Raw genomic sequence first — 25,443 nt, forward strand, 5'->3', positions numbered from 1 at the left:
CAGAGGTTTTCGCGGAGGTCGTCACTGCGGACCTCCGCGAAAACCTCTGCGGACCTCCGCGAGAAATTCATCTATACTTCCAGCGGCTGGGCGTGCTCCAACTCGGGCTCGCCTACTTCTTGGCCCTCAGTCGGAAGCGAAGCCGTGTTGCCAACGGCATCAAACGCAGCCTGCAAGTCGGCCTTGATGTCCTCAAAATGCTCGATGCCCAGCGAGAGGCGCAGCGAAGTGGGCGTCACGCCGGCGGCCGCTTGCTCTTGCTCGCTCAACTGCTGGTGCGTGGTGGCGGCGGGCTGAATGATGAGCGTTTTGGCATCGCCCACGTTGGCCAAGTGGCTGATGAGCTTTAGGTTGTCAATAAATTGCGTAGCGGTTTCCTTGCTGCCCTTGATGCGGAAGCTGAGCACGCCGCCGAAGCCGCGCTTCAGGTATTTCTGGGCCAGGGCGTGGTAAGGGCTGCTGGCCAGGCCGGGGTAGTTCACGCTTTCCACCTGCGGGTGCTGCTCCAGCCAGTTGGCAATTTTGAGGGCGTTTTCCACGGTGCGCTCCACGCGTAAGCTCAGGGTTTCGAGGCCGATGAGCAGCTGGAAGGAGTTGAATGGGCTGATGGCCGGACCAAAGTCGCGCAGGCCTTCTACTCGGGCGCGGATAATGAAGGCGATGTTGCCAAACGGCCCGCCCTTGCCAAACACGTCGTTGAACACCAAGCCGTGGTAGCCTTCGCTGGGCTCGGTGAACTGCGGAAACTTGCCGTTGCCGAAGTCGTAGGTGCCGCCGTCCACAATCACGCCGCCAATGCTGGTGCCGTGGCCGCCAATCCACTTCGTGGCCGACTCCACCACAACGTGCGCGCCGTGCTCCAAGGGCCGGAACAGGTAGCCACCCGCGCCGAAGGTGTTGTCCACAATCAGGGGCAGGTCGTGCTTGTTGGCAATGGCCGCGATGGCCTCAAAGTCTGGAATGCTGAAGCTGGGGTTGCCAATGGTTTCCAGGTAAAGGGCCTTGGTCTTGTCGTCAATCAGCGCTTCAAAGCTGGCCGGATTGTCGCCGTCGGCGAAGCGAGCCTCGATGCCCAAGCGCTTGAACGCTACCTTAAACTGGTTGTAGGTACCGCCGTAGAGGAAGGCCGTGCTCACGAAGTTGTCGCCGGCTTGCAGGATGTTGTTCAGGGCAATGAACTGCGCCGCCTGGCCCGAACCCGTGGCCAACGCCGCCACACCGCCTTCCAAGGCCGCCACGCGTTGCTCAAACACGTCGGTGGTCGGATTCATCAGGCGGGTGTAGATGTTGCCGAACTCCTTCAGGGCAAATAGGTTGGCGCCGTGCTCGGCGCTCTTGAACACGTAGGAAGTAGTTTGATGGATGGGCACGGCGCGCGAACCGGTCGTGGGGTCGGGCTGCTGGCCGGCGTGGAGTTGCAGCGTTTCGAAGTGCAAGGGTTGTGCAGACATGGTGGTTGAAGTGAAAAAGTGAATAGTTGTTGGGTGTTTAGCTGCGGCACAACCTGCTAACAGGCGGCGCAACTGGCAATTAGATTAGAGCCGGGTAAGTGCTTCCAACAGCACGGCCGGGTCGGGGCGCAGCTTGAAGTTGGCCTCGGTGGCGGCCCAGGCCACGCGCCCGTTTTGGGCAATCACGAACGTGCCTGTCAGGGGCAGCTCGCCGCTGTCGTCGCCGTTGTAGGCGGCCAGGTCGATGCCCACGCCGTGCAAAGCGCCGTACAAGGCCTCGCCCACCTGGTAGGCCAGCCCGTACTGCTGGGCCACGGCATTGCCCACGTCGCTGAGCACCGGAAAGCGCAGCTCTTTTTCTTCGGCCGTGAGCCGGGTCAGGTCCGGTGTTTGGGGCGAAACGGCCACCAGCGTGGCTCCGTACGCCCGAATTTGGTCCAAAGCTTGGTTGTAAGCCCGCAGCTGCACGCTGCAATAGGGGCACCAGTTGCCGCGGTAAAACACCAGCACCACCGGCCCCGAAACCAGCAGCGAGGCCAGCGAAACGAACCGGCCCGCAGCATCGGGCAACGCAAAATCGGGAGCAGTCTGGCCGACGCGGAGGCTGCGCTGGGCCAGGCCCGTGGCGTGCACGGCGGCAATGCCGGCATCGATGGTGTGGCTGGCGTCGGCGGGGAGCACCGTGGCCAAGTGTTGGGCCGTAGTGGCCAGTTCGTGCTGAAACGAAGAAGTTGCGGTGGACGTGGACATGCGCAAGCGAAAATGAAGAAAAGGGAGGGACTTCTTCGCGGGTCTACTCGGCGTTGCCAGTAGCTCAAGCACTTGCGGCTGGCTCTGGGCGTAGCCAGAAGCATCGGAGCAGCCTGTAAGCCGACGCGACCAATCGGCACGCTTCAGCGTAAGGGGATTCCCACGAAGAAAGAAGGGGTTAAGCCGAAATCAGCTTAGCAACAACACGGACGACAACAGCATATTCGCATTCGCGCGGGGCACGAAGCATGCAATAGGCCGCCTTGGGCCAACACGAAAAAGTCCGAAACCAAGGCGCGTGCAGCCGGGGCAGTCGGACTAAAAGAAACGTAAGCAGCAGAGTTTTCCATGGCACTCGAGTCATATGTCCCGCCGTGGTCGAAACCGCCGGTGGGTAGGAATTGGCACCTTTCGCATAGTGGAGGGTTGCCAGCGGGTCAGGGAGCCTAGTCTCTCGCCGCTTCTGTATAAAACTTATAAACTACTCGCCGTTAGCGAGGAGTACCGGGTAGGTGAGGCAAATGTACGCGAATAATTTTTTTATGGGCAAGCGGTGAGCTACGTTTTTTCAAAATAGCCGGTCATGCAGAGCATCTCGCTGGCGCCGCTTGCCATCCTGAGCGCAGCGAAGGACCTTGTCGAACACCAACCGTCATTCCACGGTGAGAAGGTCCTTCGCTGCGCTCAGGATGACAGACGGTTGAAGTTACTACCCCGAGCGAGATGCTTCGCTGCGCGCTGCATGACACTAAGCCAGCCATAAATCGAGCGAAACCATAAGACACAAAAAAGCCACCCTGAAACAGAGTGGCTTTTCTCACCTTTTTTCTGCAAAAAAGTACCTAGAGACTAGGTAGGGTCAACACCTGGCCCACTTCAATGTGGTCAGGGTTGGTGCCGATGATGGCCTTGTTGGCCTCGTATATCTGATGCCACTTGGCCGCGTCGCCGTAGTGGTTTTTAGCAATTTTGGAGAGCGAGTCGCCGCTCACTACGGTATATGAATCACCGGAAGCCGCTGAATTGTTTGCGTTTCCGAAAAAATCGGTAGCGCCGGCAGCCGGTTTTGCCGCGGGCTCTACGGGTTTTTGCTCGCCCTTGTCGCTGAGAAAATCAAGTAGTCCCATGGTTTGGTTCAGTTTGAATGAAAAAGAGAGTAAAAAAGTTCGTCTGCGAGCAGGCTAACAGGGGCCATATACGGGGGAGTTAAGGCGGGGTTACGCTCCCAACTCTTTTGCGCATTGGCCGTAAGCCGCCTAGCCCGTCCTGCGGAGCTTGTTCTTCATTCTTTCACCTTTACTTCTTGTGCCCATGAAACCTCAGTCAATCTTTTCGCTCCGTTACGTTGCCAGCCTGCTGGTTCTGCTGACCTTGTTTGCCACCGCTTGCGGCAGCGACAAAGGCAAGGTAGAAGGCGTAAACATGCTGTATGGCACCGACAGCAAAGTTTGGAAAACTGCTAAAGAAACCGATACAGCTGGCGACAAAGTGAAGCAAACCGACGCGCAAAAGCAAGAGGAGTTGCGCATTTTTGCCAACGGCACCTACAACATGACCGGCGCCACCGGCGCCATCTCCGGCAAATACACCTTCGACCAAGCCGGCAAAACCATCACCATGACGCCCGACGGCGCCACCACCAGCAACACCTTCAACGTGGAAACCCTCACTGACGACAAGCTCACGCTGAAGTCGGCCGACGGCGCCGCTCTGATGCTGGAAGCTGAATAAATAGCTTTCGACTAACGCGTTACGAAAAACCCGAACCCTTGTGGTTCGGGTTTTTTTGTGCGCAACGCATTCAATGAATGGTTAGAGTAGCTTGCAGCCTTTCGAGCCAACTGCCACTCTTTGTTCACACTTTTCTTCTGCCATTCGTGCGTACTGCTTTTCTGTTGTTGCTCGCTCTTATTTTCGGGTGGGCCGGCCCTGTGCCCGCCACAGCCCAATCTACCACGCCGCTGCCGGTGCACGCGGTGCGCAGCATCAGCCCAGCCGACGCTGATTTTCGAGACTTGGAGTTTTTGACCCAGGAAATAGGCGGGGCGCGGGTCGTGATGCTCGGCGAGCCCACCCACGGCGAAGGCAACGTATTCGAGGCCAAAATCCGCCTGTTGCGCTTTTTGCAGGAGAAAATGGGGTTCACCACGGTGGCTTTTGAAAGTGGTTTTTACGACTTGCACCGGGCGCAACAGGCGCTGGAAGCGGGCACGTCGGCGCAGGAGGCCATCGGCAACAGCGTATTCAACATCTGGACCAGCACTCAGGAATTTCAGGCGGTGCTGCCGCTGCTGGGCAAAGGCAAGCTCCGCGTGGCCGGGTTCGACCCGCAGCTGAGCGGGGGGTACGGCGGCGACGTGGTGGACGAGCTGCAAGCGTTTCTGGCGTCGGAGAAGGGCGCGGCGGCCCTGAACTATGACTACCTGGACGAAGTCATCAGCCTGATGGCCGACCAGTTTATGTTTCCGCCCACCGGCCGCTTGGCTGATTTTGAGCGGGAGGTGGCCAAGACCGCGCGCCTGCTCGACAAGCCCGCCGCGGGCACCGACGCCCCGCGCCGCGCCGAGGCCGCGTTCTGGCAGCAGAGCCTGCGCAGCCTGCTGGCACAGGCCCGCGACTACGCCACCCACGACCCCACTGCCAAAGACGAAGCCGAGTTCAAAGCCACCGACAGCAACCCGCGCGACGCGCAAATGGCCGATAACCTGCTCTGGTACCTGCGGGCGCACCCGCAGGAAAAGGTGGTTTGCTGGGCCGCGCTGCCGCACGTGGCCAACCGGGTAGAGGTGCTCGGTGCCAGCGAGCTACAGGCATTCCGGCCGATGGGCCGCGCCGTGAAAGCGGCCCTGGGAGCCGACCAAGTTTATGTATTGGGCACGCTGGCGGGCGGGGGTAGCTACCAAGCCCGAAGCGTGTTGCCCGTGCCCGTCCCGGCCGCCGGCACGCTGGAAGCCGAACTGCTGGCCCAGCCGGCCGACCACGCTTTCGTGAGTTTGAAGCACGACGCGCCCGGCCGGCAGCTCACTACCTACGCCTTCCAGTACCAGCCCCTGACGGGCCCCTGGAGCGAGGTGGTGGACGGTTTCCTGTTTTTGCGAAGCGTAAACCCGCCGCACGGCGCGCAGTTTGCGGCGAGCCAGCAGGAAGTGGCAGCCGATACGGCCGTGACGGCGCGCCCGGCGGCTTCGGTCCTAAACCCGGCGACGCGGCCCCGGCGGGTGAGCGCGGCCCCCACTGGCCAAACCTTGCGCGGCACCGTGCTCGACCGCAAAACCGGCCAGCCGGTACCCTACGCCTCGGTTTCGGTGCCGGACCAGGGCATCGGGACGGTGGCCGACGGGCAGGGCCGCTTCGCGCTGAAGGTGAACGGGGTGGGGCCGCTGCAAGTCAGCAGCGTGGGCTACGGCCCGGCGAGCGTGGCCGTGCCCGCCGCAGGGGCCGCCGCGCTGCTCACGGTGCGGCTGGCGCCGGCCGCCTACGAACTGCAGGGCGTGCAGGTACGCGGCGAAAGCCTAGACCCGCGCCGCATCATGAAGAAAGTGGTGGCTGCCATCGCGCAAAACTACGAGCAGCAGGATTACATGACGGAGGTGTACACCCACCGCCAAATCAGCAACTTCGACACCGTGCGAGCCGAGGTAGAGTATGTGAGCACCCTGCTGACCCCGGCTGGGCAGCGCGACCTGCACGGCGGCTTCTTGGCGCGCCAGCCGATGGGGCAGCACCGGGTCCGCGAGGCGCGAGTGCTACGCGAGGACAAGGCCGCGCGCGGGTTGGGTGTGATTAGCGTGGAGGGCCATGGGCAGGGGTTTTATACCGGCGGCGCCGACCCCGTGCGCACTTCGCCGTTGTTCAAAGCGCGCTGGCGTAAGTTCAATCTGGAGCTTGATACCGTGCTGGAACAGGGCGGCGAAACGGTGTACGTCATCCGCTTCGCGGCCAAGCGCGCCAGCCACCGCAGCACCGGCACGTACTTGCAGGCGGGCTATTCGGGCCGGTGCTGGGTGCAGCAGCGCGACTACGCCGTGACGCACTACGAGGCGCAGTGGCAGGGCGACACGCTCACCCAAAATGCCGTGGCCCGAAAGCACCTGGGTCGCGGCAACCTGCTTTCGCGGCTCTATTCGAACGTGTACACCGCCGAGCACAACGACCACGTGGTGGATTACGCCCGCGCGCCCAACGGCCGCTACCAGGTGCGCCGCAGCATGGGCCAGGGCCTCGACGCCGGCCGGGTGCTGAAAACCGGCCGCCCGTTCTACGTGCAACGCTCCTGCGAGCAGATTTTTACGCCCCTACCGGCCGATGCCCCGCTGCCGCCACCCAACCCGAAGGCCGACCCGCGCTGGAGCGGCCAGGAAACGCACCAGTTGCAATTCACGGACTACCGCCCGGCGTTCTGGCAGGCATATCGGCGGCCGGTGAAGTGAGGCAGGTAGTTAAGAAGTCGTCTGTCATCCTGAGCGCAGCGAAGGACCTTATTACGGGTGAACAGTTTGCATTAATTCACTGATTAGTGCTCGTTAAGTTGTGAAAAGGTCCTTCGCTGCGCTCAGGATGACAGACGACTTCTTAACTTTTAACTTCCGCCACAGGCTGCTTGACGAACACCCGCGCCACCCAGCGCGGCAGAAACACCATGCCCAGCACCAGATATAGGTAATACGTCACCACGCGGTAAAGCAGTACCATGAAGCTGGTCATGGTGGCCGTGCCGATGAACTTGCCGAAAAACGTAGGGAAAGCTCCCTCGGCAATGCCCGCGCCACCCGGCGTGATGGCAATGAGCAGGATGACTTTGTAGGTGATGTTGCGAGCGAAAATGAACAGGAACGTGCCCATGTCCATCGGTACGAAGGCGGCAATGAGGCAGCCGATGATGGCGTAGCGCGCCGTCCAGACGAAGGCCGTGCTCACGGCCGCGTGCCACCAGTAGCGGGGCCCGTTGCCGCGCAGCTGCACCGACGCCAGCACCATTTCCTGCCCGTGCTGGTACGCCTTGCGCCGCCAACGCCGCAAAAACGGGAAGGAAAACAGCCGCACCATCAGCCGCCGCACGGCCCGTGGGTTCACGAAAATGGCGTACAGCATCAGCCCGGCGTAGAGCGTTACGAAGATATAGCTTACCCCAAAGGCCACCCGCAGCGTGGCCACAAAGCCCGTTTGCATGGCCTCGTGCGGGTACAGCCCGGCACCGGCTATTAGCAACACCAACGGCACCATCAGCACGTAGTAAATATTGTCGAGCAGTGCCGTGACCATGATGTAAGCCAAGCCTTTACCCAACGGAATGCCTTCTTTTTCTAGAATAAACGGGGCCACCGCCGTGCCGCCCTGGCCCGAGGGCAGCACGCAGGAAGCAAACTCCCAAATCATGATGACGTCCAGCGACTGCCGCCAGCTCAGGGCGCCTTCGGCCAGGTGGCGAATGCGGTAGATGTAGCCCAGGTCGCGGGCGGCCAGCACCAGCAGGGCTACCAGCAGCCAGCGCCAGTCGGCGTTGGCCAGCGGGGCGAGGTCGCCGGGCTTGTAGCTGCGGTAAAACAGAAAGCCCACCACGGCCAACCCAATGACGACGGGCAGGATGAGGCGCGAAGGCCGCAGTCGCTGCAAAAAATTGGCGTCGTCCGGGGGGAGAGCACCGGGGAAATTGTCGGACATCGGACGTGAGCAAGGGGATGACGCCGACAAAAGTAGACAGCGAGTGGGCGGCGGTTGGCTTGGGGCAATGCGCGGGGCGAGAAGCACGCTTACCTGCCTGCTCCAGCGGCGGGGAAGGGCAGATAGACAACCATAGGGTAATGAAAGGGTATTGTTAGCTTTTTCGTGCGCCGGTCGTCCAGAGCACAACGAAGGACTTTTTCGCGTTCAGAAGGTTTTAAAACTTGGCCCATACAGGCGTGAGAAGGCCCTTACCTCCGCTCCGCACGACTGGCACTTGGCCCTATCAAACGGCCTGCACTTCTTGAATACTCAGGAACGGCAACATGAGTTGAGTTTCCAGAAGCGCGGCTTCGCTCGCAGCAGGACGTTGGCCCTTCCAACTTGCGGAACTACAACGGGGAGCTTTTCAGCAGTTAGGTCATGCCGCAACGATGGATTTGCTAGATTGAATTAAGATAAAAGCTAATATTCTGAAAGTCGAATGTTTTCATTGCAATTTGCTGTTTTACATAATTTTATGTGATTAGAAATGTTTGATGAAGAGTCTGTTGAAACTAATGATTGGCTTGCCTGCCCATAGGGTGCCCAGCACCTTTGCTCACCGCCTTCTCCTGCGGTTTGCCAGGCCATGTACCCCAATTTTTTCGAGCTCATTCGCACCACCCTCCAGCGGCTCCCCGAGGTGCCGCTGCTGGTGTGGCCGAATGGGCCCGCCGGGCGCACCGCATACACCGGCGCCGCTATCCTAAGCCGCGTCCAGGCCCTGCGCGAAGCTTTGGCGTCGGCTGGCGTGCGGCCCACCGAGCCGGTGCTGCTGGCCCTGCCCGTGAGCCAGGATTTGGTGGGGGCCCTGCTCGCCATTCAGGCTCTGGGCGCGGTGCCGGTGCTGCCACCCGCCGCCCTCAAGCCGCGCCCGCTGCTGAAGCTGCTGCGGCGCCACGGCATCCGCACGGCGGTGGTGGCGCGGGCCGGGTGGCGGCTGCGGCTGCTGGCGCGCCTGTTGCGCCTGCGCCTGGTGGCGGCCGATGCCGTGGGGGAGGCTCAGGAGGCTCCGGCCGCCGCCGTGGCGGTGGGGCCGGAGCAGGCGGCGCTGGTGTCGCACAGTTCGGGCTCAACCGGGCAGCCCAAGGCCATCCGGCGCGGGCACGCGGTGCTGCGGGCCCAGCACGAGGCCATAAAAGAGGTGTTTCCGCCGTGGGCGGGGCAGCGGGATTTTCCGCTGTTTCCGAACCTGATGCTGCACAACCTGGCGGCGGGCGTGACGAGCATCCTGCCCGACCTGGCCAAAGCTGGTGACGCGCCAGACCCCGCCCGCTTGGTGGCGCAGCTCCGGCGCGAGCGGGTGCAAACGCTGACCGGCAACGTTCACTACTTCAACATGCTGCTCGGCTACCTGCGGCAGCACCCGGTGGGACTGCCCGACGTGGTGGGCGTGGGCGTGGGCGGCTCGCCGGTGCCTGAGGAGTTGGCGCAGGAACTGCGGGCTTGTTTCCCGGCGGCGGCGGTGCACGTCATCTACGGGTCGTCGGAGGCCGAACCCATTGCGGTGCGACGGGTTGACACCGTACTGCCTGACCCGCGGGCGGGCTACTGCGTGGGCTCCTTCCACCCGACGCTGGAGTGGCAGCTGCGTCCGTTGGGCGTGCTGACCTGCGGCCCGACCGCCGGCCACGCGGTGGGCGAAGTGCTGGTGCGGGGTGCCCACGTGGCCAGCGCCCGCCCCGACGAGTGGCTGGCCACCGGCGACTACGGCTACGTGGCCGGCGGCCAGCTGTTTCTGACCGGCCGGCAGGGAAACGAGCGCCTGCACCAAGGCGTGCAGCATTACCAAATTGAGCACGCGCTAAGCCAGGTGCCGGGCGTGCAGCGGGTAGCCGCCCGGGCCGGTGCCACCGATTTTACGGTGTACGTGCAGGGGCCCGCCACCCCGGCGGCGGTAGCAGCGGCGCTGGCCCAGAGCTTCCCCCCGGGCTTGTGCGGGGCCGTGCGGTTTCGGCCGAGCCTGCCCGTCGATGCCCGCCACCAATCCAAAATTCTTTACGACCAGCTATAGGTTTTTAGTTGTTAGTTGCTCGTTGTCAGTTGTTAGGCTTACAAAGCAAACTCCTGCCACCTAACAACTAACAACTACCAACTGACAACTGACAACTGACAACCGACAACTAAGATGGACTCTGCATTCGCCACCATTGCGCTGGACCAGGTGCGCTATTCGCTGGTTTGGGAAGACAGCCGGACGCTGTATGCGGGCCTGGCCATCGCGCCCACCGACCATGTGCTGGTCATCACCTCGGCCGGCTGCAACGTGCTCAACGCCCTGCTGGCCGCGCCGCGCCAAGTCACGGCCATCGACCTGAATCCGGTGCAGAACGCCTTGCTGCGCCTCAAGTGCCACCTCATTGCCTACTACGGGCCGGGGGCGCTGCGGGGGCTGATGGGCTTCGACGGGCCGGCGGCCGTGGCCCGGACTTGGCGGCGGGTGTCGGCGACGTTGCCCGTGGAACTGGCGGCGTATTGGGCGCCGTTTTTTGGGGCGCACCCGGCGGGCCTACTCACGGCCGGGCGGCTGGAGGGCTACGTCACGGGCTTCGTGCCCACGCTGCCGCCCGCCACGCAGGCGGCGCTGCGCCAGCTCCTGGCATTTGATAGCGTGGCGGCGCAGCAAGCGTTTTTTGCTGCTGAGCTGGATGGAGCGCCTTTTCGCGAGGCCTTCGTGGCTTGGTTCGACGCCGTGAACCTGAGCAAGGGGCGCGACCCGGCCCTGTTCCGCTACGCGCCGGTGTCGGGCGGGGCCACGTTCTACGCCCGCCTGCGGCAGACCATTGCCACCCAGCTGGTGCGCGACAACTTTTTCTTTCGCTTCTTCTTTTTCGGCCCCGAAGGCTTGCCCGAACGCCTGCTGCCGCCCTGCTACCAGCGCCGCTACCACGCCCGGCTGCGCCAGCTGCTGCCGCGCCTGCGCAGCGTCACGGGCGAGGCGGCGGCTTTCCTGGCCACCCCGGCCGGCCGCACCGTCAGCAAAGCCAGCCTCTCCAACATTTTCGAATACGCCAGTCCGGCCGAGTTCCGGCGGGTATGCGCGGAGCTGCGGGCCACCGCTGGCCCGCCCCTGCGCCTGCTCTACTGGAACCTGCTGCAGGACCAGCACTACTCCCCCGGCCCGGCCGAGGCTTCGGTGTCGGCGGCCGCCCAGGCCCGGCTGTCGCGGGAAGACGGCTGCTTCTTTTTCCGCAACGTGCGGGTGCTAGAGGCCCGTCCGGCGCTCCGGCCGACGGCGCTGCTGCCCGTTTCAGCTTCCTCTCACCTCCTTTCATCCTCCCTATCATGATGACCACTGCTGATTTTCTGCGCCCCGCTTTTCTGGAAAACATGATGCGGGCCCACGCGCCGGAGCGAAACATTCGGGTGCTCGCCGTGGCCCCGCTGCCGCTCGATAGCTCGGCCAGTATCCTGACCGCCCTCACGTCGGGCCAAACCGATAAGGCCATCGGGCACTTCGGCCTGGCCGTGACGCTGGAGGCCGACGGCCAGCCTCAAACCCAGCGCCTGGTGCTGAAAGTGAAGCCGCCCGGCCGCGAGATTTCGGCCATGCTCGGCAGCTTGGCCCAGGCCTGCGGCGAGCCCCTGGCCGCGGTGTACCCGGCCTTTTCTGCCCGTACCGGCTTTCACCACACCCACCACCGCGAGCTGGCCGCTTACCAACTGCCGGCGGCTGGCCTCACGCCCACCATTTGGGGTTTGTATGCCGATGAGGCGCAGGAAGCCTACTGCGTGCTGATGGAATACCTCGAAGACGTGAGCCTGCTGAACTCCATCATGGCGCCCGAGGCCTGGACCGACGCGCACATCCGTGCCGCGCTTACCCAGCTGGCCCAGTGGCACGCCCGCCACCTCACCAGCACGCCGCGGCAGGAGTTCGACGACCAACCCTCGGCCGCTCACATGCAGGCGCTGACGCCGCTATGGGAAGCCCTGCTGGCTAATGCGGCCGCCCACCATCCGGCCCTGTACCCGGCGGCGCGAGTGCACCTCCTGCGCACGGCCATTGCCCACATTCCGACCTACTGGGCCGCGCTGGAAAAGATGCCCAGAACCCTCATTCACAACGACCTCAACCCGCGCAACACCTGCTTCAAAACCGGGCCGGAGGGCCTGCGCCTCTGCGCTTACGACTGGGAGCTGGCCACCTGGCACGTCCCGCAATACGACGTGGTGGAGTTACTGAGCTTTGTGCTGGCCGAGGACCGGTACCACCTGCGCCTGGGCTACCTCGAGCATTACCGCCAGGCCCTGCACGCCCTCACCGGCCGCTACGCCGACGCCCAGGCTTTCCAACTCGGGGCTGGTTATGCGGCGCTCGACTTCGGGCTGCACCGCCTCGGCATGTACCTCATGGCGCATGCGGTGAGCCCCTACCCGTTCCTGCCCCGCGTGGTGGACAGCTACTTCGATACCCTGGCGCAGCTGCAGCCGCCAGTGCTGCGGGCTGGCTCAGAGAAGGTTGCTAGGGTTGAGGCAGCTCTACCGGCCGACCTTGCTTTCGACTCTTCGCTGCTTGATGCACAACAGTTTCTGAGCGAGGAGCGTCGGTCGTCTGCTATGCCAGAGCCCACCTCTTCCCCGGAAAAGCTAGGACACAGGTGGCGGGCGAATTGGTACGCTCGCCTGGACACGAATCTGTTGCCCGTCACGACACCTGCCTCATGAGCCTGACCAATTTCTGGGCCTACCTGCGCGAACGGTTTCCGGTGGTGAACATGGCGCTGTTTGCCATCCTGTTCGGCACGGTGTTCACGGTGGCGGGGCGCGTGGGGGGGCAGCCGCTGGGGCTGGGCTGGGGCGAAATCGTGGGCATGGCGGCCACCATCTCGTTCTTTTTCCGGCTGCGGGTGTTCGATGAAATCAAAGATTTTGCTTCCGATGCCGTGCTGCATCCCGGGCGGGTGCTGCAATCGGGGCGGGTGACGCTGGCGCCCCTGCGGGCGCTGGCCTGGGCGGGGGCGCTATTGGAGGTGGGCTGGTCGGCGAGCCGGGGCCTGCCTGCCGTGCTGGGCTGGGCCGCCCTGCTGGGCTACAGCCTGCTGATGCGCTACGAGTTCGGGGCGCCGGCCTGGCTGCGGGCGCGGCTGCTGCTCTACGCCTTCACCCACATGCTCATCATGCCGCTGGTGATTGGCTGGCTGTGGCTGGCGTACGCGCCGGCCGGCCGGTTCGGGGCCGAGGGGGGCAGCCTACTGGCCCTGCTGAGCTTGCTGGGCGGCTTCGCCTTCGAGCTGGCCCGCAAAATCCGCACCCCTGCCGCCGAGCGGGCGGGCGTCGACTCCTATTCGCGCTCGCTGGGCTACGGCGGGGCGGTGGCGGCCGTGCTGGCCGTGCTGCTGGCCGGTGCCGGGGTGCAGGCCCAACTCCTGGCGCGGCTGGGCGCGGGCTGGGGCGCGTTTGGCCTGTTGGCGGCGCTGCTGCTGACCACCGTGGCCGCCTACGGCACGGCCCTGGCGCGCCCCCGCGAAGCGCTGGTGCGGGCCGCTGAGAAACTGGTGTCGCTGGCGCTGCTAACGAGCTACGTGGGGGTGATTGTGAGCGGGCAGCAGGTTTTGTAGCGATGCTCCGTATCGGCGCGGCCGCGTCAACCTCACCCCCTGACCCCTGCCGGGCACGGCCCCTCTCCAAAAAAGAGGGGGCACCGGGCTTGCTTCAATGGCATGTTGTTATAGCCTTTCGCTTTTCCTCTTTTCCCTCACATATCATCCACGTCTGCGCATTGCCGGTGCCCCTCTTTTTTGGAGAGGGGCCGTGCCCGGCAGGGGGCAGGGGGTGAGGTCAGACACGGACGACACCTGAAACGCCCCATTATGCTTCTCACTGCTGCTGAGCTTACGGCGAACCAGTCCTTAGGCGGTAAGGGCCACGGCTTGCGGCGCCTGCGTGCCGCCGGAGTCCCCGTGCCGGATTTTGCGGTGTTTCCGGCCGAAACCTTCGATGCTGCGCTGCGCGGGCTGCCGACGGACATTGCCGGGCTAGCCGAGCGGCGGGCCCGGCTGCTGGCCTTCGAGGTTTCGGCCGCCGATGCGCGGGCTTTGCGGGACTGCCTCGCGGGCTGGGGCTTCCCGGGACAGCCGGTGGTGGTGCGCTCCTCCGTGGCCGACGAGGACGGAAGCCAGACGGCTTTCGCGGGGCTGATGGATTCTTTCCTGAACCTGACCACGCTGCCGCAGGTGCTCGACGCCGTGGCCCGGTGCGCGGCCAGTACCTACTCTGACCGGGCCAACGCCTACCGGCAGCAGCGGGGCCTGCCCGTGGCGCGCCCGGCCGTGGTGGTGCAGCGGCAGGTGCTGCCCGTGGCCTGCGGCGTCATGTTCAGCACGCTGCCCGAGTTTCCGCAGGAGCTGGCCATTCATGCCGTGTGGGGCTTCGGCGAAGGGCTGGTGGGGGGCGAATTACAGCCCGATGAATTCTATTTCACGCGCAAAACCGGCCTGCTGTCCCGCCAGAATATTGCGCACAAAACGGAGCAGTATGTAGCCGCCGGTGATGGTGTATTGCCGGCTTGTGCTGAAAACTGCCACCAGCCTCCGGGCCTGCGCCGCGCCCCTGTACCCGCGCCCGACCAAGACCGGGCCTGCCTCACGCCAGCTCAAGCTGCCGAGCTGTTTGGACTCGGCATGCGGCTGGAAAAAGCCATGGATAGGCCGCAGGATGTCGAGTTTGTAGTTGCGGCCGAGGGGATGTGGGTGGTGCAGACGCGGCCCATTACCCAGCCCATTGCCGAAGTGGTGGTCTACGACAACTCCAACATTCAGGAAAGCTACTGCGGGGTGACCACGCCACTCACGTTCAGCTTTGCTCAGCGGGCGTATGCCACCGTGTACCGGCAAACCATGCGGGTGCTGGGCGTGCCCCTGGCCCAAGTGGCCGCCCACGAGCCCGTGGTAGCCGAGCTCCTGGGGCTGGTGGGCGGCCGCATCTACTACAACATCAACAACTGGTATCGGGGCCTGCAGCTGCTGCCCTCTTTCCGGCAAAACAAGGCCGACATGGAGCGCATGATGGGCCTGGAAGAGCCCGTCGACTTCGTGACGGACCAGCGCAAGCCGCTGGCCGTCAGCCTGCGCCAATTGCCCCGCCTGGCTCTGAACCTGGGCCGGCTGCTCTGGGCCTTTGGGCGATTGAAAAAGCGCATTTCCGCCTTTCACACCCAGTTTCAACACCAGTACCAACGGTTCTACGCGCTGCCCTTGGCCGCGCTGAGCCCGGCCGAGCTGCTGCAAGAGAAAGCCAACCTCGACAACGAGCTGCTGAGCCGCTGGACCACGCCCATCGTGAACGATTTCTACGTGATGATGGCCAACGGCCGGGTGGCCCGCGCCCTGAAAAAGGCCGGCCTCGCCGACCCCGACGAGTTTCTGAGCCGCTACCTCACCGGCGATGCGCAGCTGGCCAGTACCCAGCCCACCCACCGCCTGCAAGCCCTGGCCTGGCTGGCCTGGCCCCGGCCACTGCTGCGCCAGTTGCTGGTGGCGTTGCCGCCTGATGTCCATGCCCAAGTGGCTGCCCTCGCCCCCGATTTTCACCGCGAAGTCGAGGCCTTTATTGCCCAATACGGCGACCGAACCGTGGGCGAGCTCAAGCTGGAAACCCGCACCATGCGCGTCGCACCCGTCGTTTTCTACCACTACCTGCGCAATTTCCTGCTCACCGAGCAAGCTCCGCCACCGGCCGCCGGCCCCGAAAACTCCCTGCGCCAGCAGGCCTGCGAGGAGCTCGCCGCCCTCCTCGCGGCCCGCCCTTTCTGGACGCGCCGCGCCACCTGGACGGCCCTGCGCCAGCTCCAGCGCGCCATTGGCTACCGGGAGGGGCTCCGCCTGGAGCGCACCCGCCTGTTTGGCATGTACCGCGCCCTCTACCTGGCAATGGGCCAGTATCTTACCAGGGAGCAGGCGTTGGCTGAGCCCGCGGAAATATTCTGGCTCACTGAGCCGGAAATAGCCGCTGCTGCTGCCGAAATACTGGTTGCCTCCGGGGCGACTTCCGCTGCCCTTCAGGCCCTCGCCGCGCTGGTGGCCCAGCGCCGCCGCGAGTTTGCCGCTTACGCCCTGGCGGACGTGCCCTCCCGCGTGACGGTGCCCAGCCCCCCGGCCAATGGAGCCGCAGCGTCGCCTGCCAGCCCCGGCGCGCTGCGCGGCACCGGCTGCTTCGCCGGCACGGCCGAGGGCGAGGTGCTCGTCATCACCGACCCCGGCGGCAGCCTCGACGTGAACGGCAAAATCGTGTGCGCCCTGCGCACCGACCCGGGTTGGGCGGCCCTATTTCCGATGTGCCGGGGCGTCATCATCGAGAAAGGCTCGTCGCTGTCGCACTCGGTCATTCTGCTGCGCGAGCTGGGCATTCCCACCATCATCAACGTGCCGGGCATAACCCGGCAGCTGCACTCCGGCCAGCACATTCGGCTGGATGGGCGGACGGGGGAGATTGAAGTGCTGGGGGAGCAGTAAGCTGATTCGCCTGTCATGCTCATCTGTCATCCTCATCTGGCGTCCGCGTAGCGAAGGACCTTATCACCGTTGAACGGCTTGCAGTACTCAAAAAATAAAACGTGATAAGGTATTTCACTGCGCGGACACCAGATGAGGATGACGGGCGGATTAGCTTACCTAATGGCTTCCAGAATACCACACCAACCCATGTCCTTCACCACGCATTTCTTCGCCGACGACCTGCCCAACTCGTTCTTCGAGATTCCGGTCGCCATCCACGCCGGTCAGCCCGCGCTACCCGTCGAAAACCCGTCGGCGGTGCTCGACTTATTCCGGGCCGAGGCGGTGCGGAATGACATCATCGTCCTCACCCATCCGGCCGGGCTGCGGGTGGCGGGCATCTTCCCGCACGAGGGGTCGGATGCTTATTTCGGCTTTTGGGAAACCATCGACGACGTGGCGCTGAACCGGGACGCCTTTGCCCGGCTGGCTTCCGAAGCCCGGCGGCGGGGCTATGGACGGCTACTGGGGCCGCTCAATTTCAATACGTTTCACGCTTATCGGCTGCGCCTGGGCCCGGCGCCCTCCTGGAACGTCTTCGACCGCGAGCCCCGCAACCCGGCCCACTACCCGGCCCTGCTGGCGCAGCTGGGTTTCTCGCCCGCCCTCACCTTCGAAAGCCGGCTGATTCGGGCCGATGCCGTGCCGGAAGCCTACGGGCAAAAAGCCGATTTGCTGGCTGCTTTCCAGCAGCTTCCCTACGACCTCATTCCGCTGAACCCGGACACCTGGGGCCCGCACGAAGCCGAGCTGCACGCCCTGGTCGACAACGTTTTCAGCGCCAACCCAGCCTACCGCCGGATTCCGCTGGCGCAATTCCGGCGGCAGTACAACGCCGGGTTTGCGGCCGGGCTGTGTCCGCACACGTCGGTGCTGTTTCGGGACCGGCCCACGGGTCAACTGGTGGCCTTCAGCTTCTGCCAGCCCAACTACGCACCGCTGGGTTTGGGCACCACGCCGCCCAATTTTGCGCGCGACTACCCGCGCCTGGCCCACAAAGTGCTGCTGGCCAAAACGGTGGGCGTGCACCCCGATTTCCGGCAGCAGCAGCTCATGAGCTTCCTCGGGGCCTACGGCATGATGAGCTTCCGCGAGCTCTACACCGAAATCATCTTCTGCTTGATGCGCTCCGACAATTTTTCCCGGCACTTCACCAATGGCCTGCCGATGGAAGTGGCGCACTACGCGCTGTTTGGGCAGGAGCTGGCGTGAGTAGCAGGTCCACAGGCATAAGCCGGTCATGCTGAGCGGAGTCGAAGCATCTCTACCGCGCAACTAATCAGAATTACAACTGCGGTAGAGATGCTTCGACAAGCTCAGCATGACGGCCTGTTTGCTGTCCTCTTCCCGCAATTCATCACATAAACCACCTCTTGCCTATGGCCTTCCTCTACAAAATCCGCCTGTTGCTGCTGGCGCTCGTCGGAGGGGCTTGCGTGGGGCTGTGGCCGGGCGTGCGGGCGGCTTTGGTGGTTGATAACAACTTGTCGGCCTGGTTCCTGCGTGACGACCCGGCCTTGGTCGCCTACCACGATTTTCAGGCGCGATTCGGCAACGATGAGGTGGTGGTAGTGGTGGTGAAGGACGAGCGTACCCTGCTCACGCCCGGCCATTTCGCCGCCCTGCGTGCCCTCACCGCCGAGCTGGCGGCCCTGCCGGAAGTGGCCCAGGTGCTGGGCGCTGGCAATGCCGAGCTGCCGGGCCGGGCCGGCCTGCTGGCCACGGCGGCCCCGCGGCCGCTGCTGCCGCCCGAGGCCACAGCGGGTTCTGTGCGGGCTGCTTTGGGCGCGCAGCCGACGCTGCGCGGGCAGCTGTTCAGTCCCGATTACCGAGCCATGCGCCTGCTGGTGGTGCTGCGCCAGCTGCCCGATTTCGACAACCGCCGGGGCGCCATTCTGGCGCGGGTGCGGGGCGTGGTGTACCGGCATTTTGCGCCCGGGCAGGCATTGCTGGGCGGGGTGGGGGTGGTATTTGCCGGGCTGAACGAGCTGTCGCAGCACGATTTTGGGTTTTTCCTGGGGCTGGGCTATTTGCTCATGTTTGCCGTTTTTCTGGGCATCTACCGCAACGGCTACCTGCTGCTCTACACGCTGGGCATCGTAGGCGTGGCGACCTACCTCACGCTGGGCGTGTATGGGGCTTTGGGGCACCGCCTCAACCTGCTCACGGTGCTGCTGCCCATCGTCATCATCCTGCTGGGCTTTCTCGACTCGATGCACGTGGTAAACGAGCGCAACCTCCTGCCGGACGCTGCCACCGCTTCGCCTCGGGCCAGCGCCCTGCAGGCCTTGCGGAATGTGTTTCAGCCCTGCCTGTTCACCATGACGACCACCGCGGCGGGCTTCCTGGCCCTGCTCACCAGCCCAATGGCCATTCTGCGCAATTTCGGCTTGTTTGCCGCGCTGGGGATTGTGTTGTGCTTGGGCCTCACGTTTTTGCTGGGCGTGGTGCTGCTGCCGCTCACCCGCCCCCGGCCCCGGGCCACCCGCGCCACCGGCGGCAGCGTACTGCGCTTCTACGAGTGGGTGCTGCGGCACCGCCGGGCCTGCGCGGCCGTGTCGGTGGCCCTCGTGCTGGGGCTGCTGGCGGGCACGCTGCGCCTGCGCAACGACACCTATACCCTGGGCTACCTGCCCCCCGACTACGTGGTGGTGACCGACCACGGGGCCATTGAAGCCGCCTGGGGCCCCTACATGCCGCTGGAGCTGCTGGTGCGCCCCCGGCCGGGCCTCACCCTCGACAGCGGCCGGGTGCTGCGGGCCGCCGTGGCCTTCGCCGATTCGGTGCAAACCCTGCCGGGCGCCGGGCGTGGGTTCGGGTTTCAGTCGCTCTACCTGGCGGCGCTGGAGGCGCAGTTTGGCCCCAAAGCCCGCCGGGCGCTGCGCAGCCAAGGCGTGCTGACGGCCGTGCATCAGCAGCTGGGAGCCCGCTACCCGGCCCTGGCCCGGCAGTACCTGCACGAGCCCAGCCAGACGGGCCGCATCACGGTGGCCGGCCAGATGCTCCCCGCACGGCAGCTTGGCGCGCGGATGGACACCGTGCTGGGCATTGCGCGGGCCACCCTGGGGCCGGTGGCGGAGGTGGCGCCCGCCGGGTACCAGCCCATGTACGCCCGCATCACGGCCTACGTCACGGCATCGCAAACCAACAGCCTGCTCACTTCCTTCGGACTGGTGTTTCTGCTGACGTGGGCGTTTATCCGCAATTTTCGGCTGGCGGTGCTGGCCGTGGTGCCCAACCTGTTTCCGGTGCTGGCGCTGTTGGGCATCATGGGCTGGGCCGGCATTCCCCTCGATACGGCCACGGCCAGCATTGCCGCCATCGTGCTCAGCTTTTGCACCGATGACAGCATCCATTTCATTCACGCCTACCAACAGCAACGGCTGCGCGGCGCCCTGCCCGCGGCGGCGCGGCGGGCCACGGTGGCCCACGTAGGTCCCACGGTGGTGCTCACCAGCGTCATTCTGTTTCTGGGGTATGCCGTCATGCTGCTGGCTTCGCTGAAAACCGTGCAGCTGTTTGGGGCGCTCACGGCGCTGGCCATTGTGGGGGCGGTGTTTGGCGAGCTGGTAATTTTTCCGCTGGTGCTGGCTCGGTTCGACCGTAAGCCTACGCTTGCCTGACGCCTGATAATGAAAACGAAGAGGGGAGCACTGCCAGCGGCAATGCTCCCCTCGTTCAAGTCCGATTCATTCGCTCGTTAGGGGCGGCCGCCGGGGCTGCCGGCCGGCGTGATGCCCCCCGGCGTGGTGGTGCCGGGCGACGGCGCATTGGCCGGCGAGTTGATGGGATTAACCGGAGTGTTGACCGGGGCCGTGGGCCGCTGGCGCGTGGAGTCGGCGGGCTGCGCGGTGGGGCGGGGCAGGGCAGGCGTGGCGCCCGGTACCGTGGCCGGCAGCGTTTTGGCCGAGTCGGTTGTGGTGCTGTCGGCCGGCGCCGTCACCGGTTGCGAGCCGGGAACAGCGGCTGGCGCCGCGCCCGCCGGTGCGCCGGGAGTGCCAGGAGCACCCGTCGGCGCATCCGGCGCTCCAGCCGGGCGGGCACCGGGGGCGCCGCCTGGACGAGCGCCGGGGGCACCACCGCCCGGACGAGCCCCGCCCGTGCCAGCGGCGCCACCCGCAGGAGCGTCGCCCCCGCCGCCAAGGTCGCCTCCGCCTCCGTCACCTTTCAAGTCGTCGTTGTTGACGCCGCGGCGGCGGCGCGGGCGCTGGTCGGCCGAGAGCTGGCCGATGCGGTAGCTCGCGTTCACCTGGAAGCTCAGCTGGCGCCGCTCGTTGACGCTGGACTGCACCAGCAAAGGCGTGCGAATTTCATTGCGGATGTTGATGGACGGGGTCACGAAGTTTTGCGCGCCAAAGCCGAAGCTGCCTTTCTTGTTGGCAAAGTCGCGCCGCACGCTCAGGCCGTAGAAGCCGAAACCACTCTGCTCGCCCTGCAACTGCACTTCTCGGCCGCGGTAGAAGCCAAAGGCCTGCAAGCCCCACAGGTCGGTGATTTTGTACGAGCCAAACAGTCGGCCGCTGATGACAAAGCCTTCGTTCGAGGCATTGTAGAGGCGGTCCGATACGTTGTTGCGCAGCACGGCGTAGTACACGTCGACGCCGCTGTTCAAGCTCAGCTTCTTGCCGTTGAGGGAGGCAAACACGTTGCCGCCATAAGCGTTTTCCTCGCCAATGTTGCCGAAGCTAACCAGCTGCGCACCGGGGACCAGCTGGGCCTCAGCACTCAGCTGGGCATTCAGGGCAGTGCGCAGTTCTTCGGGCAGGGGGCTGCGCACCGTTTGGATGGAGCCGGTGGTGTTGCGGGCAAAGGCCGTAAAATTCAGGTTGACTTGCTTGACCAGCGTGCTGTAGCCCAGCTCAAAGTTGTTGGTGAACTCAGGCTCTAGCTCGGGGTTGCCTTGGTTCACAATCAGCGAGTTGGAAAACTGCGGGGCGGGGTTCAGGAATTGCAGCGAGGGGCGCTGGAGGCGTCGGTTATAAGCTGCTTTCACCACGTTGCCGTTCTGCAGGCGGCGCGACAGGTTCACGCTGGGCACCAGGGCTCCGTATTTGGGGATGTCCACCGCTTGGTCGGTGTTGCTGAAGTCGGCCGTGATGGTGGTGTACTCGTAGCGCACGCCGGGCTTAAGCGTGATGTTTTTCGGCAAGCTCAGCGTGTAAGTGGCGTAGGCGGCGGCCACGTTCTGGCGGTAATCAAAACCGTTGTTCAACGCCCCGCCGGTGGCCCGGACAAAGTCGCCGTCGGAACCAGGCGCCGTGAACAAGGCGAAGTCGCTGTTCACGCGGCGCAGAATGTCCTTGGCTCCGAATTCCAGCAGCTGGTTTTTGCCCACCGGCGACTGGTAGTCGGCCTGCACCGTGAATTCCTCGTTGGCGCTGGGGTTTTCGTTGCGCAGCCGGCTGGTGGTGTTGAAGTTGCTGACGTCCAGAATCGAGTTGGTGAAATCGTTCTGGCGGTCGTTGCGGCTGTACTGCGTCAGCAGGCTGAACTCCTGCTGCGGCTTCTCAAACAGGTGCGTGTAGTTCAGGCTAGCATCCAGCGAGTTGGACCGGTCCTCTACGTCCACGTTGCGCACATCCAGCGGCACGCCCGACGAGGAAAGCAGGTTGATGCGGGTCAGCCGGTCTTGCTGGGTGTTCGACGCGCGCAGGCCATACGTGAGCGAAGCTTGCAGCGAGTTTTGCTTGTTGATGTCGTAGTCCCAGGCCAGCGCCGTGCGCCCGCCACCCTGGCTCTGGCGGTTTTGGGCCGTTTGCAACGTCGAGCGGATGTCCGAAGCGTTGGTGGGGCTGATGGTCGTCTGGCGGTTTTCGAAACGGCCGCGGATGTTGTAGCCGGCCCGGCCGCCCGCGTTCAGCGAGAAGCCCATTTTGCCGGTGCGGTAGCTGCCGTTCAGGCCCAGGTTGGCGCTGCGGGTGCCCGCGCTCACGTCCACGCCCAGCGTGCCGCCGCGCAGGGTGTTGGTTTTGGTGATGATGTTGATGATGCCGCCCGAGCCTTCGGCGTCGTACTTGGCCGAGGGCGAGGTAATCACCTCCACGGTCTTAATCTGGTCGGCCGGAATCTGGCGCAGGGCGTCGGCAATGCTGCTGGCCGCAATGGCCGAGGGCTTGTTGTTGATGAGCACCCGGATGTTGGAGCTGCCGCGCAGGCTCACGTTGCCGTCGAGGTCCACGCTCAGCAGCGGCACCCGGCGCAGCACGTCGGAAGCGTCGCCGCCCTTGGTGGTCTGGTCGTTTTCGGCATTGTACACGGTGCGGTCCACGCGCTCCTCAATCAGGGCTTTTTGGCCGGTTACTACTACTTCGCCCAGCTTTTGGGCGGCGGCGGCCAGGGCCAGGGTGCCCAGGTCGGTGGGGTTGCCGCCGACCACGGCCACGCCCGTGCGCTCCTCGTTTTTAAAGCCCAGGAAGCTAACCTGCACGGTATAGGTGCCGGCTGGAATGCCGGCCAGTACGAACTTGCCGTCGTCGCCGGCCACGCCGCCGTTCACCACTTTGCCGCCGGCGTCAAGCACGGCCACGGTGGCGTACGACACGGGCTTGCCGGAGCCCGCCTCCGTCACGGTGCCAGTAATGCGCCCGGTGGCGGCGCGGGGCGTAGCGGGCGTAGTAGCCGGCGCGGTAGGCCGGCCGCCGGGGCCCTGCTGGCCCGAAGCCAAGTGAGTGGCGCCCAACAGGGTGCTCAACAATACGGCAGTAGCCGGTAATTTTCTTTTCATACAATACATAGCGGCCAAAGTGCCACAACTTGTGCCGGAGGTTGCATCCGGCATTCCTCATTTTGGGGTTGAAACCGGTACAACCGACAGCCGGACTGGTTAGCTTAATTCGATACGCAAATTTCCCTATGAATGCAGCCTTTCTCAGAGGAAACTAGATTATCCCAGCGTAAACCCCGACCAAGGCCCTAATTCCTTCGCGGCGAACAACCGCACTTGGTCCGGCGTCGTACCTTTGTGCCGACTCGACAATCTTTTAGCGGGTCAGGCGGTTACACACCGTCACCCATCCCACCACGCCTGCCCCGATGATAGTTGAACCCGGCCCGCTTCTGGCGGCGATTGACTCGCCCGATGACCTCAAAAAGCTCGCGCCTGAGCAGTTAGTCCAGCTCAGCACTGAATTGCGGGACTTTATCATCGACTCGGTCAGCATCTACGGCGGGCACTTCGGCGCCTCGCTGGGCGTGGTTGAGCTCACAGTGGCGCTGCACTACGTCTTCAACACCCCCTACGACCAGCTGGTGTGGGACGTGGGCCACCAGGCTTACGGCCACAAAATTCTGACCGGCCGGCGCGACAAATTCCCGACCAACCGCCGCTATCACGGCATGTCGGGCTTCCCCAAGCGCAGCGAAAGCGAGTACGACGCCTTTGGCGTGGGCCACAGCAGCACCAGCATCGGCGCGGCTCTGGGTATGGCGGTGGCTTCCGACTATAAAGGGGAAAAGGACCGGCAGCACATTGCCGTGATTGGCGACGGCGCCATGACGGCCGGTATGGCCTTCGAGGCCCTCAACCACGCCGGCGTGGCCAACTCCAACCTGCTGGTTATCCTCAACGACAACTGCATGAGCATTGACCCCAACGTGGGCGCGCTCAAGGAATACCTCACCGACATCACCACCTCCCGCACCTACAATAAGGTGCGCGACGAGCTGTGGAACGTGCTGGGCAAGCTCAGCAAGTTCGGCCCCAACCCGCAGCACATTGCCCGCAAAGTAGAGGCCGCCATGAAGGCCACGCTGCTCAAGCAAAGCAACCTGTTTGAGGCGTTGAAGTTCCGATACTTCGGGCCTGTGGACGGGCACGACGTGCAGCACTTGGTGGAAGTGCTCAATGACTTGAAGGAAATTCCCGGTCCCAAGCTGCTGCACTGCGTGACCGTGAAAGGCAAGGGCTACGCGCTGGCCGAGAAAGACCAGACCCTGTGGCACGCGCCGGGCTTGTTTGATAAAATCACGGGCGAGATTTACAAAAAGGTGCCCACCGCGCCCCAGTCGCCTAAGTATCAGGACGTATTTGGCCATACGTTGGTGGAACTGGCTGAAGCCAACGACAAAATCATGGGCGTGACGCCGGCCATGCCGTCAGGCTCGTCGCTGAACATCATGATGGCCGCCATGCCCGACCGGGCCTTCGACGTGGGCATTGCCGAGCAGCACGCCGTGACGTTTTCGGCCGGCCTGGCCACGCAGGGGCTGGTGCCGTTCTGCAACATCTACTCCTCGTTTATGCAGCGCGCCTACGACCAGGTGGTGCACGACGTGGCCCTGCAAAATCTGCACGTGGTGTTTTGCCTCGACCGCGCCGGTTTCGCGGGCGCCGACGGCCCCACTCACCACGGCTGCTACGACCTGGCTTACATGCGCTGCATTCCCAACATGGTGGTGGCCGCCCCCATGAACGAGCAGGAACTGCGCAACCTGATGTACACCGCCCAACTGCCCGAAAACGCGGGCCCCTTCAGCATCCGCTATCCGCGCGGCGAGGGCGTGATGCCGCAGTGGCGCACGCCGCTGCAGCGCGTGGCCATCGGCACAGGCCGCGTGGTGCGCGAAGGAGAGGAGGGAGGCGTGGCCATTCTCAGCATTGGCCACATCGGCAACTACGCCGTGAAGGCCACCGCAACCCTGGCCTCCGAAGGCCTCGACGCGGGCCATTACGACATGCGCTTCTGCAAACCGCTGGACGAGGAAATGCTGCGCGACATTGCCCGCCGCTACCGCGCCATCGTGACCGTGGAAGACGGCTCACTGCCCGGCGGCTTCGGCTCGGCCGTGGTGGAATTCCTCACCGACCACGGCTTCCACCTGCCAGTGCGTCGCCTGGGCATCCCTGACCGCGTGGTAGAGCACGGCTCGCAAGACGAACTCTACAAAGAGTGTGGCTTCGATGCGGCTGGCATTGCCGCCGCTGTGCGCGAACTGAGCCAGAAAGTGACCGCCGCTGCCCGCGCCACGGCGGTGGGGTAGGTTCGCCAGTTGCTGAAGAAACAGAAAAAAGCCCCCGTAGCTGATGCTGCGGGGGCTTCTCTCGT

15 protein-coding genes and 1 riboswitch are annotated in these 25,443 nt (G+C 64.3%); of the genes, 10 read left to right on the top strand and 5 right to left on the bottom strand.

What is annotated here, in order from left to right; translation table 11 throughout:
• Window positions 1–71: 71 nt before the first annotated feature.
• The 3 genes from VF629_RS19665 to VF629_RS19675 all read right to left on the bottom strand — a co-directional run bounded on the left by VF629_RS19665 (window position 72) and on the right by VF629_RS19675 (window position 3,328).
• On the bottom strand, window positions 72–1,451 hold the full coding sequence (locus VF629_RS19665; protein WP_331060212.1) for an O-acetylhomoserine aminocarboxypropyltransferase/cysteine synthase: 1,380 nt from the start codon (window positions 1,449–1,451) through the stop codon (window positions 72–74).
• Between the two features lie 84 nt (window positions 1,452–1,535).
• Window positions 1,536–2,201, bottom strand: coding sequence for a peroxiredoxin-like family protein (locus VF629_RS19670; RefSeq protein WP_331060213.1), 666 nt, complete (start codon window positions 2,199–2,201; stop codon window positions 1,536–1,538).
• Between the two features lie 357 nt (window positions 2,202–2,558).
• Window positions 2,559–2,675: riboswitch (SAM riboswitch) on the bottom strand.
• 368 nt (window positions 2,676–3,043) lie between these two features.
• Window positions 3,044–3,328: a LysM peptidoglycan-binding domain-containing protein gene (locus VF629_RS19675; protein WP_331060214.1), complete on the bottom strand. Its 285-nt coding sequence runs from the start codon at window positions 3,326–3,328 to the stop codon at window positions 3,044–3,046.
• Between the two features lie 184 nt (window positions 3,329–3,512).
• Here VF629_RS19675 and VF629_RS19680 point away from each other — a divergent pair, with 184 nt between their 5' ends.
• Window positions 3,513–3,932, top strand: coding sequence for a hypothetical protein (locus VF629_RS19680; RefSeq protein ID WP_331060215.1), 420 nt, complete (start codon window positions 3,513–3,515; stop codon window positions 3,930–3,932).
• 146 nt (window positions 3,933–4,078) lie between these two features.
• A complete protein-coding gene (locus tag VF629_RS19685) occupies window positions 4,079–6,631 on the top strand; it encodes an erythromycin esterase family protein (protein ID WP_331060216.1) in 2,553 nt (850 codons plus the stop codon).
• 142 nt (window positions 6,632–6,773) lie between these two features.
• Here VF629_RS19685 and VF629_RS19690 read toward each other — a convergent pair whose 3' ends face one another.
• The gene (locus VF629_RS19690) at window positions 6,774–7,862 is read right to left on the bottom strand and encodes a lysylphosphatidylglycerol synthase transmembrane domain-containing protein (RefSeq protein WP_331060217.1); all 1,089 of its coding nucleotides are present in this window, start codon (window positions 7,860–7,862) and stop codon (window positions 6,774–6,776) included.
• A 631-nt stretch (window positions 7,863–8,493) separates the two neighbouring features.
• Here VF629_RS19690 and VF629_RS19695 point away from each other — a divergent pair.
• The 7 genes from VF629_RS19695 to VF629_RS19725 all read left to right on the top strand — a co-directional run bounded on the left by VF629_RS19695 (window position 8,494) and on the right by VF629_RS19725 (window position 20,022).
• Window positions 8,494–9,918 carry an AMP-binding protein gene (locus tag VF629_RS19695; RefSeq protein ID WP_331060218.1) on the top strand — a complete coding sequence of 475 codons (1,425 nt, stop codon included), beginning with the start codon at window positions 8,494–8,496 and terminating at the stop codon, window positions 9,916–9,918.
• Window positions 9,919–10,032: 114 nt separating this feature from the next.
• Window positions 10,033–11,193, top strand: coding sequence for a DUF3419 family protein (locus tag VF629_RS19700; protein ID WP_331060219.1), 1,161 nt, complete (start codon window positions 10,033–10,035; stop codon window positions 11,191–11,193).
• On the top strand, window positions 11,190–12,572 hold the full coding sequence (locus tag VF629_RS19705; RefSeq protein WP_331060220.1) for an aminoglycoside phosphotransferase family protein: 1,383 nt from the start codon (window positions 11,190–11,192) through the stop codon (window positions 12,570–12,572). The genes VF629_RS19700 and VF629_RS19705 overlap by 4 nt, the downstream gene beginning before the upstream one ends.
• Window positions 12,569–13,465, top strand: coding sequence for a hypothetical protein (locus VF629_RS19710; protein ID WP_331060221.1), 897 nt, complete (start codon window positions 12,569–12,571; stop codon window positions 13,463–13,465). The genes VF629_RS19705 and VF629_RS19710 overlap by 4 nt, the downstream gene beginning before the upstream one ends.
• Before the next feature lie 252 nt (window positions 13,466–13,717).
• Window positions 13,718–16,357, top strand: a complete 2,640-nt coding sequence (locus tag VF629_RS19715; RefSeq protein WP_331060222.1) for a PEP/pyruvate-binding domain-containing protein — start codon at window positions 13,718–13,720, stop codon at window positions 16,355–16,357.
• A 189-nt stretch (window positions 16,358–16,546) separates the two neighbouring features.
• Window positions 16,547–17,611, top strand: coding sequence for a hypothetical protein (locus tag VF629_RS19720; protein WP_331060223.1), 1,065 nt, complete (start codon window positions 16,547–16,549; stop codon window positions 17,609–17,611).
• Window positions 17,612–17,778: 167 nt separating this feature from the next.
• Window positions 17,779–20,022 carry an efflux RND transporter permease subunit gene (locus VF629_RS19725; RefSeq protein WP_331060224.1) on the top strand — a complete coding sequence of 748 codons (2,244 nt, stop codon included), beginning with the start codon at window positions 17,779–17,781 and terminating at the stop codon, window positions 20,020–20,022.
• A gap of 77 nt (window positions 20,023–20,099) precedes the next feature.
• On the opposite strand, the gene VF629_RS19730 is transcribed toward VF629_RS19725, so the two are convergent.
• Window positions 20,100–23,123, bottom strand: a complete 3,024-nt coding sequence (locus VF629_RS19730) for a TonB-dependent receptor domain-containing protein (RefSeq protein ID WP_331060225.1) — start codon at window positions 23,121–23,123, stop codon at window positions 20,100–20,102.
• 308 nt (window positions 23,124–23,431) lie between these two features.
• Between VF629_RS19730 and dxs the strand changes: the two genes are divergently transcribed.
• Entirely contained in the window at window positions 23,432–25,378 is a 1,947-nt protein-coding gene (dxs, locus tag VF629_RS19735; RefSeq protein WP_331060226.1) for a 1-deoxy-D-xylulose-5-phosphate synthase, read from the top strand.
• Window positions 25,379–25,443 lie beyond the last annotated feature (65 nt).

It is taken from the genome of Hymenobacter sp., from assembly GCF_036388155.1.
In the GTDB taxonomy this organism is placed as follows: Bacteria; Bacteroidota; Bacteroidia; order Cytophagales; family Hymenobacteraceae; genus Hymenobacter.

Coding starts and splice junctions, on each gene's coding strand:
- VF629_RS19665 (WP_331060212.1), bottom strand. CDS start 1,451: ATGTCTGCACAACCCTTGCACTTCGAAACGCTGCAACTCCACGCCGGC.
- VF629_RS19670 (WP_331060213.1), bottom strand. CDS start 2,201: ATGTCCACGTCCACCGCAACTTCTTCGTTTCAGCACGAACTGGCCACT.
- VF629_RS19675 (WP_331060214.1), bottom strand. CDS start 3,328: ATGGGACTACTTGATTTTCTCAGCGACAAGGGCGAGCAAAAACCCGTA.
- VF629_RS19680 (WP_331060215.1), top strand. CDS start 3,513: ATGAAACCTCAGTCAATCTTTTCGCTCCGTTACGTTGCCAGCCTGCTG.
- VF629_RS19690 (WP_331060217.1), bottom strand. CDS start 7,862: ATGTCCGACAATTTCCCCGGTGCTCTCCCCCCGGACGACGCCAATTTT.
- VF629_RS19695 (WP_331060218.1), top strand. CDS start 8,494: ATGTACCCCAATTTTTTCGAGCTCATTCGCACCACCCTCCAGCGGCTC.
- VF629_RS19700 (WP_331060219.1), top strand. CDS start 10,033: ATGGACTCTGCATTCGCCACCATTGCGCTGGACCAGGTGCGCTATTCG.
- VF629_RS19705 (WP_331060220.1), top strand. CDS start 11,190: ATGATGACCACTGCTGATTTTCTGCGCCCCGCTTTTCTGGAAAACATG.
- VF629_RS19710 (WP_331060221.1), top strand. CDS start 12,569: ATGAGCCTGACCAATTTCTGGGCCTACCTGCGCGAACGGTTTCCGGTG.
- VF629_RS19715 (WP_331060222.1), top strand. CDS start 13,718: ATGCTTCTCACTGCTGCTGAGCTTACGGCGAACCAGTCCTTAGGCGGT.
- VF629_RS19720 (WP_331060223.1), top strand. CDS start 16,547: ATGTCCTTCACCACGCATTTCTTCGCCGACGACCTGCCCAACTCGTTC.
- VF629_RS19725 (WP_331060224.1), top strand. CDS start 17,779: ATGGCCTTCCTCTACAAAATCCGCCTGTTGCTGCTGGCGCTCGTCGGA.
- VF629_RS19730 (WP_331060225.1), bottom strand. CDS start 23,123: ATGAAAAGAAAATTACCGGCTACTGCCGTATTGTTGAGCACCCTGTTG.
- dxs (WP_331060226.1), top strand. CDS start 23,432: ATGATAGTTGAACCCGGCCCGCTTCTGGCGGCGATTGACTCGCCCGAT.